This is a genomic window from Psychroserpens burtonensis DSM 12212 (genome assembly GCF_000425305.1).
Taxonomy (GTDB): Bacteria; Bacteroidota; Bacteroidia; order Flavobacteriales; family Flavobacteriaceae; genus Psychroserpens; species Psychroserpens burtonensis.
Genome location: NZ_AUDE01000009.1, coordinates 135,371 through 148,255, shown reverse-complemented (window position 1 = coordinate 148,255; position 12,885 = coordinate 135,371). Strand labels below are relative to the sequence as shown.

The 12,885-nt window shown below is 33.3% G+C and carries 15 protein-coding genes; 12 read left to right on the top strand and 3 right to left on the bottom strand.

Annotation, left to right across the window (positions count from 1 at the left end):
• Nucleotides 1–8 precede the first annotated feature (8 nt).
• Complete coding sequence (locus H593_RS0103445) at nt 9–590, bottom strand: NUDIX hydrolase (RefSeq protein ID WP_028871145.1); 582 nt, start codon at nt 588–590, stop codon at nt 9–11.
• 99 nt (nt 591–689) lie between these two features.
• On the opposite strand from H593_RS0103445, the gene pyrE reads away from it, so the two are divergent.
• Both pyrE and H593_RS0103435 read left to right on the top strand, forming a co-directional pair.
• On the top strand, nt 690–1,334 hold the full coding sequence (pyrE, locus tag H593_RS0103440) for an orotate phosphoribosyltransferase (protein ID WP_028871144.1): 645 nt from the start codon (nt 690–692) through the stop codon (nt 1,332–1,334).
• A gap of 32 nt (nt 1,335–1,366) precedes the next feature.
• Nucleotides 1,367–1,762 carry an SRPBCC family protein gene (locus H593_RS0103435; RefSeq protein WP_028871143.1) on the top strand — a complete coding sequence of 132 codons (396 nt, stop codon included), beginning with the start codon at nt 1,367–1,369 and terminating at the stop codon, nt 1,760–1,762.
• On the opposite strand, the gene H593_RS0103430 is transcribed toward H593_RS0103435, so the two are convergent.
• Nucleotides 1,759–2,490: a biotin--[acetyl-CoA-carboxylase] ligase gene (locus tag H593_RS0103430; RefSeq protein ID WP_028871142.1), complete on the bottom strand. Its 732-nt coding sequence runs from the start codon at nt 2,488–2,490 to the stop codon at nt 1,759–1,761. The two genes, H593_RS0103435 and H593_RS0103430, sit on opposite strands and share 4 nt — an antisense overlap.
• Before the next feature lie 96 nt (nt 2,491–2,586).
• Between H593_RS0103430 and rsfS the strand changes: the two genes are divergently transcribed.
• The 10 genes from rsfS to H593_RS0103380 all read left to right on the top strand — a co-directional run bounded on the left by rsfS (nt 2,587) and on the right by H593_RS0103380 (nt 11,639).
• Nucleotides 2,587–2,958 (top strand): ribosome silencing factor, encoded by a 372-nt coding sequence (rsfS, locus tag H593_RS0103425; protein WP_028871141.1) that lies wholly within the window; start codon nt 2,587–2,589, stop codon nt 2,956–2,958.
• Nucleotides 2,959–2,993: 35 nt separating this feature from the next.
• The gene (gene ftsH / locus H593_RS0103420; RefSeq protein WP_028871140.1) at nt 2,994–5,030 is read left to right on the top strand and encodes an ATP-dependent zinc metalloprotease FtsH; all 2,037 of its coding nucleotides are present in this window, start codon (nt 2,994–2,996) and stop codon (nt 5,028–5,030) included.
• 115 nt (nt 5,031–5,145) lie between these two features.
• Nucleotides 5,146–5,751, top strand: coding sequence for an LUD domain-containing protein (locus H593_RS0103415; protein ID WP_028871139.1), 606 nt, complete (start codon nt 5,146–5,148; stop codon nt 5,749–5,751).
• Nucleotides 5,752–6,573 (top strand): phosphatidate cytidylyltransferase, encoded by an 822-nt coding sequence (locus H593_RS0103410; protein ID WP_028871138.1) that lies wholly within the window; start codon nt 5,752–5,754, stop codon nt 6,571–6,573.
• A complete protein-coding gene (locus H593_RS0103405) occupies nt 6,563–7,216 on the top strand; it encodes a phosphatidylserine decarboxylase family protein (protein ID WP_028871137.1) in 654 nt (217 codons plus the stop codon). Before H593_RS0103410 ends, H593_RS0103405 begins: the two co-directional genes overlap by 11 nt.
• Nucleotides 7,213–7,479, top strand: coding sequence for an acyl-CoA-binding protein (locus H593_RS0103400; RefSeq protein WP_028871136.1), 267 nt, complete (start codon nt 7,213–7,215; stop codon nt 7,477–7,479). Before H593_RS0103405 ends, H593_RS0103400 begins: the two co-directional genes overlap by 4 nt.
• A 20-nt stretch (nt 7,480–7,499) precedes the next feature.
• On the top strand, nt 7,500–8,660 hold the full coding sequence (locus tag H593_RS0103395) for a M28 family peptidase (RefSeq protein WP_028871135.1): 1,161 nt from the start codon (nt 7,500–7,502) through the stop codon (nt 8,658–8,660).
• Nucleotides 8,661–8,675: 15 nt separating this feature from the next.
• Nucleotides 8,676–9,755: an NADH:flavin oxidoreductase gene (locus tag H593_RS0103390; RefSeq protein ID WP_028871134.1), complete on the top strand. Its 1,080-nt coding sequence runs from the start codon at nt 8,676–8,678 to the stop codon at nt 9,753–9,755.
• A gap of 130 nt (nt 9,756–9,885) precedes the next feature.
• Nucleotides 9,886–10,659 carry a hypothetical protein gene (locus H593_RS18430; RefSeq protein WP_051229609.1) on the top strand — a complete coding sequence of 258 codons (774 nt, stop codon included), beginning with the start codon at nt 9,886–9,888 and terminating at the stop codon, nt 10,657–10,659.
• 311 nt (nt 10,660–10,970) lie between these two features.
• A complete protein-coding gene (locus tag H593_RS0103380; RefSeq protein WP_028871133.1) occupies nt 10,971–11,639 on the top strand; it encodes an RluA family pseudouridine synthase in 669 nt (222 codons plus the stop codon).
• 325 nt (nt 11,640–11,964) lie between these two features.
• Here the strand turns inward: H593_RS0103380 and H593_RS0103375 are convergent, their stop codons facing one another.
• Nucleotides 11,965–12,879 (bottom strand): dimethylarginine dimethylaminohydrolase family protein, encoded by a 915-nt coding sequence (locus H593_RS0103375; RefSeq protein ID WP_028871132.1) that lies wholly within the window; start codon nt 12,877–12,879, stop codon nt 11,965–11,967.
• Nucleotides 12,880–12,885: the final 6 nt, after the last annotated feature.

The window sequence follows — 12,885 nt, the reverse complement described above, 5'->3', positions numbered from 1 at the left end:
CAAATACCTTAAACCAATCTTCTAATATTAGCATAACTATTTCCCAACGCCTTTTGACTTTCTTCTATTGAAAGCCACTCTACTTTTGTAATGCCCTCTTTTTCTTGAGGGAATAATGGTCCTTTAAATAACGTTTTCATTTCAAACCAATAAGTTACTTTGATTTTATGTTTCCCGTTACGTTTAAAAATATGATAAGTCGTGTCTAATGGTTTTACGACTTCAAGGCCTTTTACGCCTGTCTCCTCCTCTACTTCTCGCATTGAAGTTTCTTCAATACTTTCATTTTTCTCTGCTTTACCCTTAGGCAAATCCCATTTATCATTTCTATAAATAAAAAGAACCTCTCCTTTTTCATTATAGACTTTTCCTCCGCCTGCTACAACATTTGGTAGCAGTTTTAGAAACTTTTTAATGAGTTTATCTTCATTTTTACCAATAAGTCTAACCTCTTTTAGAGCTGAAGAATTTAGCTTCTTTATAACCTTGCCTATATTTACCTTCGACAATAGGAAGTTTTTAAAACCATCCTCCTTTTCTACCTTAGTGGTTAAGATAATAGGTTTATCATTTACGAATATGTAATACATAAATTATAAGTGTAGCGTTTAAAAAGTAAAAATATCATTTTTATAGAGATGATGCCTATTTTAAAATTATTTTTATTAAAAAAAGTGTAGTTTTACACTATGACTTTTGACAAAGAAACTGCCAAACAAACCGCTGAAGTTTTATTGCAAATTAATGCTATAAAATTGCAACCTAGCGAGCCATTTATATGGGCATCAGGATGGAAATCACCAATCTATTGTGATAACAGAATTGTACTCTCATTTCCACCAATTAGAAATTATATTCGCGAAACTATGGCGAAACATATTGAATCTCACTACGGAAAAGTAGATGTTATTGCTGGTGTTGCAACTGGCGCTATAGGAATTGGAATGTTGGTTGCTGAATATTTAGGACTTCCGTTTATTTATGTAAGACCAGAAGCAAAATCTCATGGTCGCCAAAACCAAATTGAAGGTTTTATAGAGGCTGGACAAAATGTAGTTGTCGTTGAAGATTTAATAAGTACTGGAAAAAGTAGTCTTAACGCTGTAAAAGCGCTTAAAAAAGCAAATGTTAATGTTAAAGGTATGGTCGCTATCTTTTCTTATGGGTTCGATATCTCCAAGAGTAATTTTGAAACGGCAAATGTAGATCTTTATACGTTAAGCAATTACGAAAACCTATTAGAACAAGCACTTGACACCAAATATATAACCACTAAAGAACAAGAAGTTTTGGCCCTTTGGAATGCGAATCCAAGTGAATGGAATGCTATTTGATTATAGCTCTATAAAATTATAATCTTACACCTATGAAATTAGAATCACCAAAAATAACTATAAATAAATCAGCTCAAGATACGTTTGACTTTCTCTCGGATGTCAAAAACTTCGAAAAATTAATGCCCGAAAATATTAGTAAATTTGAAGTTCTTGATACTGATAAGTTTTTATTTGCCTTAAAAGGAATGCCTGAAATAGTACTTAAAAAGAAAGAAGCTATAGCGCCAAACAAAATAGTTTTAGGAGCTGCTGGTGGAAAATTAGACTTTTCACTAACAGCAAATATAGTAGAACCTAAACCTGAACAAAGTGTCGTAGAATTAATTTTTGAAGGGGAATTCAATGCAATGATGGCGATGATGATTAAAGGTCCAATCACCAAGTTTATTGAAACTTTAGCGACCAATATGCCTAAGCAAATCTAATAAAGAAGTGTTACTTCTTTAAGTTCAAATTCTTTAATAACACCATCTTCTATTAAAACTTGAAGATGCCCAGACTTTGAAACCCCTTTTATGAAACCAGAAAACAAAGAGCCTTCTGCATCCTCAAATGTAGAAGGTTTTTCTTTTCTAAATAGTTCAATTTCATAAAGGTCTTTGATATTAGTAAAATCACCGTCTTTCAATTGGGTCATATAAATTTGTAAGTTGTCTATGACTTTTTTAAGGATCGCATCAAGGTTATATGTTTTCCTAGAAACCATTTGCATCGATGTCGCCAATGGTAAATTATCAAAACACCCCTGGTTAACATTAAGACCAAAACCAATAATGCAAGCTTGAAGGCGATTATTCTTTATGACATTTTCAATTAAAATACCTGAAATTTTCTTTTGGTCTGCCAAAATGTCGTTTGGCCATTTTACTTTTACATTACTAATATAAAGCTCTTTTAATGTCTTTGATATCGCCAATGATGTTACCATACTAATCCAAAAACTATAGTGTATCGCCAAGAAAGAAACATCTACAAAGACACTAGCCATGAGGTTTTTACCTGGATTAGAACTCCACGAAGTTCCCATTTGACCACGTCCTTTTGATTGGGATTCTGCAACAACAACAGTGTAATTTTCCAATTTTTTTTCACCACTTAGTTGTCTTAAAAATGTACTCGTAGAGTCGATGGCATTAAGTTTGATTATGTGCATAGTAATGTGCTAAAAAAAATTATAAATTTCTTATGATAAATATCCGTTTATAAGAACCAAAAAAATAATAACTTTGCACAAAATTAAATCAATTTAATGACGCAAAAAAATACGAGTCCAGATCAACTTATAAGTACAGTTATTGCTGGTATTGAAGATGTAAAAGGAAAAGAAATTATAATTTTAGATCTTAGAGAACTTGAGAATACAGTTTGTGATTACTTTATTATCTGTGAAGGTACTTCTAACACGCAGGTTAATGCAATTGTAAATTCCATACAAAAAAAGGTAAGTAAAGAACATAGAGACAATCCATGGCACGTAGAAGGAAGCGATAATGCAGAATGGGTCTTAATGGACTATGTTAATGTCGTTGTTCACGTCTTTCAAAAACATATTAGAGAGTACTATGATATTGAAAGTCTTTGGGGAGATGCAAAAACGACACAAGTAGAAACGAGTTACTAAACATTAAAAAAAACCGAATTTACGGTACTATATAGATGGCAAAAGACAATAAAAATTTAAGTAAAAAACCAAAGTTTAATTCTTGGTGGATTTACGGTATCGTAATAGCAGTGTTTTTAGGAATACAGATATTTTCGGGTATGAGTGGCTCTGGAGGCAAAAAAATAAACCCATCAGAGTTTTTTAGTTTTATGGAGCAAGGCGATGTTGACAGGGTTGATATCGTTAATAAACGCGAAGCACGTGTTTACTTGACTAAAGATGCACAAGACAAAGAAGTCCATAAGGCGTCAAAACCTTCAAGTATTTTACCTCAAGTGACACCGTTACCAAATTATACCTTTGAGTTTGGTGATTTAAAATTATTTGAAGAACAAATCAATGCTACCAAAATAGAAAACCCAAATATAAATGTTCCTGTAGAGTTTAAATCTGAGGAGAATGTCTTTGGAAATCTTTTGTTTTCATTATTACCTTTCATCCTAATAATAGGTGTTTGGATCTTTATCATGAGGCGTATGTCTAGTGGTGGTGGCGGAGGCGCTGGTGGACAAATTTTCAACATAGGAAAATCTAAAGCCAAATTATTTGATGAGAAAACTGACGTAAAAACATCATTTAAAGATGTAGCAGGCTTAGAGGGCGCTAAAGAAGAAGTACAAGAAATTGTAGATTTTCTTAAAAATCCGGAGAAATACACCTCTCTTGGTGGTAAAATACCAAAGGGAGCACTATTAGTAGGTCAACCTGGAACAGGTAAAACCTTATTAGCAAAAGCAGTTGCTGGAGAAGCGAAAGTACCTTTCTTTTCATTATCTGGTTCAGATTTTGTCGAAATGTTTGTGGGTGTCGGAGCATCTCGTGTAAGAGATTTATTCAAGCAAGCCAAAGAAAAATCACCAGCTATCATTTTTATTGATGAAATAGACGCTATTGGTAGAGCTCGTGGTAAGAGTAATTTCTCAGGTTCTAATGATGAACGTGAAAACACACTTAACCAACTTCTAACAGAAATGGATGGTTTTGGAACTAATACAAACGTTATTGTACTCGCTGCAACTAACAGAGCAGATGTTTTAGATAAAGCACTAATGCGCGCTGGACGTTTTGATAGACAAATTTTTGTAGATCTTCCAGACGTGAGAGAACGTAAAGAAATCTTTGAAGTTCACTTAAGACCCATCAAACAAGCTGAAAAATTAGATATTGATTTCTTAGCAAAACAAACGCCAGGATTCTCTGGAGCAGATATTGCGAACGTGTGTAACGAAGCTGCATTAATTGCTGCTAGAAATGGCAAAAAAGCGGTTGATAAACAAGATTTCTTAGATGCGGTTGATCGCATTGTAGGTGGTCTTGAAAAAAAGAATAAAATTGTTACTATTGAAGAGAAAAAAGCAATTGCTTTTCATGAAGCTGGACACGCAACTGTAAGTTGGATGCTAGAACACGCTGCACCTTTAGTAAAAGTAACTATTGTACCTCGTGGACAGTCATTAGGTGCCGCTTGGTACTTACCAGAAGAGCGTCTAATTGTAAGACCCGAACAAATGCTAGACGAAATGTGTGCTGCTTTAGGAGGACGTGCTGCAGAGAAAGTTATTTTTGATAAAATATCTACGGGTGCACTTAGTGATTTAGAAAAAGTGACAAAGCAAGCTAGAGCTATGGTTACTATTTATGGTCTTAGTGAGAAGGTGGGTAATATTACTTATTACGATTCTTCGGGTCAAGAGGCTGGATTTACAAAACCGTATAGTGAACGCACAGCAGAACTCATAGATAAAGAAATTTCAGATATTATAGAGAAGCAATATCAACGTGCTATTGTATTGTTAGAAAACAATAAAGATAAGCTTACTGAGCTTGCCGCAGTTCTACTTGAAAAAGAAGTTATTTTTAAAGATAATCTCGAAAAAATATTTGGAGATCGACCTTTTCAAAAGCAAATAGACCAACGTCTGTTGCAATCTAATAAAACAGAAGAAGAAATTGTTGAAAAAGATCAAGAAAAAGATGATAAAGAAACGGTGAAAGAAGAGGATGTAGACGAACAAGTGAAAGAAGAATAAATCAATAGTTATTAATATATCTTATAAAAAACTTAAATTGACGTACATTAATTTAAGTTTTTTTTATATTTGAATCATACATTAATTCAACTAGATTGATAGCTATCCCTTTCAAATGAGTCTATTTCGTAAAATCTTCGGTTTGAAAAGCACACCTGAAGACAACATAAAAAGCGAACAGCGAGGCAAGTACATGCCCGAAATCAAGCTACCTGTTGATGAACAATTTACGATAAACTTTAAAGCTAACGGTGGAAAATTCTTGTACTGTGAAAACATGCAAGAGGTTCAAAACTCTCTAAATTCCATTTTATTAGAGAATAATTGGAGAAATGATATGGTCTTAATGTTCGATGCTCGTTTAGATCAACTTTTCAAAGATTTTAAACTTGACAAGACAAAGCGAATTTCAGAAAGCTCATTTTTCTTTTCAACCTGTGAATATCTTATCTCAGATGATGGTTCTCTATTAATTTCTTCCAATCAAATTGCTGAAAAGAAATTAAAAGAGTTACCCGACAATTTCGTTATCTATGCAACTACGAGCCAATTCGTGCAAAACATTGGTGAAGGCCTTAGAGGTATTAAAGGAAAAAATAGAGATAAAATACCCACTAACATTACTACTATCAAACACTTTAAAACTATAGAAGACAAAGACTTCCTTACCTATGGAAGTAGTTCAAAAAACTTATATCTATTGCTTCTAGAAGATTTATAAATGAAAGAAACTGCTACAAGAGCTATCTCAGGATTGTTATACGTCTGTCTTCTTATTGGTTCCCTATTTTGGAGGCATGCGCTTATTGCTCTCTTCTTTATTTTTGGTTTGATTTGTATGGCAGAGTTTAAAAAACTCATTCAGTTAAAAAGCTTTCTGCCTTATATTATATTCTCAATCCTATATTTAGGGTTTGCCTATTGGAAACTCATTTCAGAGTCCTTAGTAGGATTTAATGAAACTTCCCAAATAGTGCTGGTTATTACCATTTTCGTACTGCTTATTCTTATAAAGGACTTGTTTTCAGAAAAAACCATTCCGTTATTTAGCTCCAAACGATTTATAATTACAACCTTCTATTTATCAAGCGGATTCGTATTTCTAATTTGTATTGGAAATTTCTATGAAAAATTCACACCACTCCTTCTCTTAGGATCTTTTATATTAGTTTGGGTCAATGATACATTTGCCTATATTGTAGGTAAAAATTTAGGAAAGCAAAAGCTATTCTCAAGTATTTCTCCTAAAAAAACGGTTGAAGGTTTCCTCGGCGGACTCTTTTTCTCATGTATTGCAAGTTATTTTATTTGGTATTTTACAGACGAACTCACATTTACTAACTGGCTTATTTTAGGCATTATAGTTAGTGTTTTTGGTACTATTGGAGACTTAATAGAATCCAAATTTAAACGTCAAGCTGGCGTTAAAGATAGTGGTGTCATTATGCCTGGACATGGAGGCTTACTAGATCGCCTAGATAGTATTATCTTTGCTGCACCATTTATATTTTTATATTTAAGACTCATTACTTATGTTTCATAAAGAAGGTTATAAAATTATTCTCATAACACTAGTCATCGTGATTGGTTCCATTCTCATTATAGATCGTTTCATTGATCTTACATGGTTGCGATTTTCGCTCATGATTGGAATGCTTATATTGCTGTTGCTTATTCTTCAGTTTTTTAGAAATCCAAAACGACACACTATCTTAGATAGCCATGCAGCAGTATCACCTGTAGATGGTAAAGTGGTCGTTATAGAAGAAGTTTTTGAGAAAGAGGTCTTCAAAGATAAACGCATACAAGTATCTGTATTCATGTCACCCATTAATGTTCATGTAACCCGTTATCCTATCGGCGGAAATGTAACCTACTCCAAATATCATCCGGGAAAATTTCTTGTTGCTTGGCATCCAAAATCTAGTGAAGAAAATGAGCGTACTACTGTTGTCGTAGAAAATGATAACTTTGGAAAAATACTGTACAGGCAAATCGCAGGAGCTTTAGCAAAACGTATTGTTAATTATGCAAACATTGAAGACCATGTTGTACAAGGTTCAGATTCTGGGTTTATAAAATTTGGATCTCGAGTCGATTTATATTTGCCTCTAGATTCAGATATTAAAGTAGAATTAAATCAAAACGTAAAAGGAGGCGAAACTGTTATTGCGACAAAACCATGACATCAGAAGAATTAGAAATAGAATTTAGTGAAGCGGTAGAGCGCGTAAATGCGCATACCGAACGTTTTCCTGCAGACATGTTATTGCGTTTATACGCTTATTATAAAAAAGCAAGTAACAACTACGAGCGTCCTAGTAGTCGCAAACCTATAATCAATGCGTTTAAAACAAATGCATTATTTCAAGTCCAAGATGTTACTGAAGATGAAGCCAAACGCATTTATATTGATTTGGTAAATAACTATTTTTTATACCGAAAATAGAACTCCTTAAACCCCAAAATATGAAAAAATTAGTAATAGTATTACTAACCGTATTTGTTATATCTATAACGAGCGCTCAAACATTCAATCAATTTTATGGAAATATTGTAAGCAATACATCACAAACAAATGTGCTTAATGATTTGACTGCTTTTGAAAACTTCGGAATAAAAACTGTGGGATCTTCAGCTTTAGTAAATACCGAAAATTGGATTACTTCTAGATACCAAAGTCTTGGCTATACAGATGTGGTACTTCAACCATTTACCTATTCCGCAGGAACAAGCAATAATATTATCGTAACCAAAACGGGAACTTTGTATCCTAATACTTTTTTAATTATTGATGCCCATTACGATACAATTAATGGACCTGGCACTAATGATAATGGCACAGGAACCGTTTTACTATTAGAACTCGCAAGACTTTTAAAAAATGTGGAAACAGAGTATTCTATTAAATTCATTCACTTTTCAGGAGAAGAGGATGGATTAGTAGGTAGTAACTACTACGTAAATAACACAGTGATCCCTCAAAATTTAGATATTAGGCTTGTTTTTAATATTGATGAAGTTGGAGGCGTTAATGGAATGACAAATGATACCGTTGTTTGTGAGCGTGATTTAACCAGTCCACAATCAAATAATGCAGCATCAAATGCAGCAACAAATAGCTTAGCAATTTTGATAGAACTCTATTCAAATCTAGAGACCGAAATTTCAAATGCTTACGCATCAGACTATGTGCCTTTTGAAAACAATGGCGAAATCATTACAGGATTATATGAAAGTAATGTGTCACCAGTAAATCATACGATAAATGACAACCTAGCTAATATGGATGTTCCTTATGCTTATGAAGTCATAAAAGGTTCTCTTGGAGCTGTTCTAGAATTTGCAGTTGCTTTTGAAACCTTAAGTGATGAAGAGCAAGAAAACTTTAGCAAAATGATTAGCATTTCTCCTAACCCCTCAAGTAATTACCTCAATATTACGTTTGAAGAACCACTACAACAAGCTGTTGATTTTAAACTTATCGATACCCTAGGCAAACAAGTATACCAAGACACGTTAAGTAAGCAACAACAAACAATTGCGTTAGATAGTATAGCTTCTGCACAATATTTTGCAGTCTTTAAAATTGACAACAAGCGTTTTGTTAAGACTATTATTATAGAATAATACACTTCATTGAGCATGCATAACTCCCCAAACACACCGCTCACATTTAAGTGTGGAGTAACAATGTCCAATCGTTTCATGTTAGCACCAATGACCAATTCACAAAGTCGTGATGATGGGACGCTTTCAAATGATGAGTTTAATTGGTTAACCATGAGAGCCAAAGAAGGTTTTGGGTTGACGATGACTTGTGCTTCTCACGTGCAGGCCATTGGCAAAGGGTTTCCTGGCCAATTAGGGTTTTTTTCAGACCACCAAATAGACGGTCATAAACGTTTAGCTGCAGGTATACACAAAGAAGGTTGTATAGCCGTAATTCAATTGCATCACGCCGGTATGCGATCTCCTGAGAACGTTATTGGTGAACAACCGGTTTGTCCTTCGGTAATTCAAAAACACAACGCTCGTGCACTAACATTAGAAGAGGTCTATAACTTACGCAACGACTTTATTGATGCTGCGATTAGAGCGCAGAAAAGCGGATATGACGGTGTAGAGGTTCATGGTGCTCATGGTTATATTTTAACTCAATTTTTAAGTACAGATATTAATAAACGCAAGGATATTTACGGAGGAAATTTAAAAAACAGAGCACGACTCCTATTTGAGATAGTTGATGGGATTAGAAAAGCTTGTGGAGCACAATTTCTATTAGGCGTTCGCCTCTCACCAGAACGATTTGGGATGCAACTCCATGAAGTAAAAATAGTTTCGCAACAATTGATTGATACCAATCAAATTGATTTTTTAGACATTTCACTTTGGGATGTTTTCAAAACTCCCGAAAATGAAGCATATCGAAACAAATCACTCCTCGCCCACTTCGAGGAATTAGATTACAAAAATGTAAAATGGACGGTCGCAGGAAAAATAAGTTCTGGTGAAGATGTCCAAAAAGTTTTAAACACTAGAGTGGACTTTGTCTCTATCGGCAAATCTGGAATTCTACATCACGATTTCCCAAAGCAAGTCATTAAAAATCCAAACTTTGAGCCAATACAAACTCCAGTATCTGAAGTCTATTTAGAACAAGAAGGTTTAGGTAATGCTTTTGTGACGTATATGAAACGTTGGGACGGCTTTGTAAGAGACTAAGCAACTTTAAAGTATACTTAAAATCACCTCTATTTTGTATTATCTAAAACCGTAACTTAGTTTTTGAAAACTGTAACTATTTGATAATGATTATTATGTTTCAATATCAAAGTATTTAAAACTATTAATTATGCAAAATCAACTCACCAAAAAGGTTAATAACATGATTAATCTTGACTATAAAAAAGAAGATGATCTCTGGTTACAAAATAGTAAAACACTGAGAAAACTCATTGGTGTTTTAGGGATGGCATTACCAATTCTTTTAATCATTATTACCTTTTTATTTTTTGATCTCTCTAGGCCTATAGAATCTATTAGTCATTATTATTACACAAGGGCGGGAAGCATTTTTACTGTCATTTTAAGTGTAATAGCTATATTTTTAATTGTGTATAGTGGTAAAGCACCAAAAGATTTTTATATCTCTACGTTTGCGGGAATCTTTGCATTATTTGTGGTATTCTTCCCAACAGGTAATTTAAGTGAGACGTATTGCGAGTCTTTAAAAGCATACTCCATTACATTTATTGAAGGCAATACAAGTTCAGGTTTTAGGGAAACATTTCACTTGATCTCTGCAGCACTTTTTTTAATACTATTGGCTTATATGTCATTTTTCTTGTTCACTAAATCTAATAAGTTAAAAGGATATCGAGGACAAAAAAAAGTAATTAGAAATAGAATTTGTAGAGTGTGTGCTGGGCTCATTGTATTATCACTAATTATAATTTTACTAGGTTTTACTGGAGTCATTAATGAAGATTTTTATAATGGTAATCAACTTACTTTTTGGATGGAAACCGTCGCAGTAGAAAGTTTTGGCTTTGCTTGGCTTATTAAAGGAGAAACCATGTTTAGTGATGATACTAGATATATAGCTCATAATGCGATTGAGCAGTAAGAGAAAGAATATACGTAGGACTGTGTATTGATAATCCAAGGAAAAAAACTAACTTCGTTAAAATGAGGTTATAGATAATTAAATGAGTTTTTATCCTAAAATAGTATTAGTAGTTGTTAACTCATGGGATATTAACAGTAGAGCGTTACTGCAATAAATCATTCTATAAAAGACAAAAAAGGTGAAATAATTAATATCAATTTCCCTGACCAACAATAAATTTAAATGACTAAAACATTGAATAATCAGATAGCGACTGAACATATTAATCGTAACAATACTATTTTAAAATTTGAAAATGTAAACTGCTAATGTCAAATCTTGAAATAGTACATGAAAACAACGATTATATAGTCGTAAATAAAATGGCTGGACTTATAAGTGAAAAAAGCCCTTATGAGGACTGTACTATTGAGAGTCAAACTTTTAATCATCTTTTAAAAAACAAACGAAAACCCTATATTGGCATAATACATAGGTTAGATCGCGTGACAAGTGGAGTATTGATATTTGCTAAGAAAAAAAGCATTCTTGTTGAATTTAATAATCTATTTAGTAGCCGAAAAGTTCAAAAAACGTATTTGGCAATTGTTAAAAACAAGCCACAAAAAAACAAGCAACACTTAATTAATTTTCTTGTAAAAAATAATCTAGAAAAAAGAGCAGATATTATTCAATCAAAATCAAAAGACTCACTAGAATGCATTCTTTCCTATGAGGTTGTAGACAAAAATGATTTTGGTTATCTTTTAGAAATAAAACCAAAAACTGGTCGATTCCATCAAATAAGAGCTCAATTAGCAAATATAGGTCTCCCTATTATTGGTGATGAAAAATATGGTTCTGATCAAAAATACTTACCTCAATCTATCTGTCTTCACGCATGGAAATTAAACTATCAAGTCATTGGTTCTAAAGAATTCAAAACTTATGAAGCACCATTGCCTAAAAATGCTTTTTGGACATTCAAATCAGTCTAAACTTTGCAGCTAAAACTAAGATTACCAGATAATTTATAGGGAATCTACGAAGAAGCTACTAATTGATTTAATGTGCAGACAGTCGACGTTGTTTGCTGTATATTAAGAACAAAAGCCCTTCTAAATGAATATGACCTTTAGCTCTTAACCAAACATAAGAAAGCATTCACTATGTCTATCAAATCTTTAAAATTTCGCACCAGCTATAAAACAAATAACAATATATAAATATCAATAAGTATGCTAACACAAACGAAAAAAGCGTATTAGACTAAACACTGGTGATTGCTATAACATTAAATAAATGGTTGTAAAAATTTCTACCCTAATCCCTAACTAAAGGCAAAGTACTGCACCTTAATAAGCCTTCCTGCTTCGCAATTTCAGCATAAGGTACTTCTTCAACTACGAAGCCCTGGTCGCGAAGCCATGCATTTAAACGGGTAAAATTTTGTTCAGAAATAATGACGCTTTCAGAAATTGAAAACACGTTGCTATTCATATTGTACATTTCATCTTTCGAAATAATGAAACAATTCTCTTTACCGAAGAAATTAAGCAACCACTCATACTCATCGACATCTAAAAATCCTTCTTTATGCAAAATTGCTTTGTTGTTACCAATAGGCTGGAAGCAACAATCGAGATGTAAGGCATTATCTTTTGGGTTGACTTGTGATTTACGCAAATTAAAACTTTTTACGATTTTATGAGGAAACTGCTTGGTGATATAAGCAACACCTTCTATATTGGTACGTGCAACAATATAATCTGCATAATCTGGTTCGTAATACGTCCCAATAAATATATAATCGTTCCAAACGAGAACGTCTCCTCCTTCTATATGCACCTCTTCTGGTGGACGCATAACTTTTTCAGGATTTATCTGGTCAATCACGTATTGAATCGCTTCTAACTCTTCCTCACGATCAGGCAAAATATTGGCCTTTATAAAGATATCGTCAATAACAAAACCAATATCTCTGCTAAAAATCTGATTGCAGTCTTCTATAATTTTTGGTCTGTAGACTTTGATGTCATACTTTTCAAAAACTTGAGCTACAGCTTCCATTTCTTTGATCATATCGCCTTCTATAGGATAAGTTCCTGCTTTAATATGTTCTAAAGATTTTGGATCGTAAGCTTCGTCAAGAGTTGGTGCTGGACCATTACTCTTTGCTGTACCAAGAATGACTGCTCGCAAACGAGTGGTCTCATTTTTTACATTAAGTTTTATCATAGCTAC

Coding starts and splice junctions, on each gene's coding strand:
- H593_RS0103445 (WP_028871145.1), bottom strand. CDS start 590: ATGTATTACATATTCGTAAATGATAAACCTATTATCTTAACCACTAAG.
- pyrE (WP_028871144.1), top strand. CDS start 690: ATGACTTTTGACAAAGAAACTGCCAAACAAACCGCTGAAGTTTTATTG.
- H593_RS0103435 (WP_028871143.1), top strand. CDS start 1,367: ATGAAATTAGAATCACCAAAAATAACTATAAATAAATCAGCTCAAGAT.
- H593_RS0103430 (WP_028871142.1), bottom strand. CDS start 2,490: ATGCACATAATCAAACTTAATGCCATCGACTCTACGAGTACATTTTTA.
- rsfS (WP_028871141.1), top strand. CDS start 2,587: ATGACGCAAAAAAATACGAGTCCAGATCAACTTATAAGTACAGTTATT.
- ftsH (WP_028871140.1), top strand. CDS start 2,994: ATGGCAAAAGACAATAAAAATTTAAGTAAAAAACCAAAGTTTAATTCT.
- H593_RS0103415 (WP_028871139.1), top strand. CDS start 5,146: ATGAGTCTATTTCGTAAAATCTTCGGTTTGAAAAGCACACCTGAAGAC.
- H593_RS0103410 (WP_028871138.1), top strand. CDS start 5,752: ATGAAAGAAACTGCTACAAGAGCTATCTCAGGATTGTTATACGTCTGT.
- H593_RS0103405 (WP_028871137.1), top strand. CDS start 6,563: ATGTTTCATAAAGAAGGTTATAAAATTATTCTCATAACACTAGTCATC.
- H593_RS0103400 (WP_028871136.1), top strand. CDS start 7,213: ATGACATCAGAAGAATTAGAAATAGAATTTAGTGAAGCGGTAGAGCGC.
- H593_RS0103395 (WP_028871135.1), top strand. CDS start 7,500: ATGAAAAAATTAGTAATAGTATTACTAACCGTATTTGTTATATCTATA.
- H593_RS0103390 (WP_028871134.1), top strand. CDS start 8,676: ATGCATAACTCCCCAAACACACCGCTCACATTTAAGTGTGGAGTAACA.
- H593_RS18430 (WP_051229609.1), top strand. CDS start 9,886: ATGCAAAATCAACTCACCAAAAAGGTTAATAACATGATTAATCTTGAC.
- H593_RS0103380 (WP_028871133.1), top strand. CDS start 10,971: ATGTCAAATCTTGAAATAGTACATGAAAACAACGATTATATAGTCGTA.
- H593_RS0103375 (WP_028871132.1), bottom strand. CDS start 12,879: ATGATAAAACTTAATGTAAAAAATGAGACCACTCGTTTGCGAGCAGTC.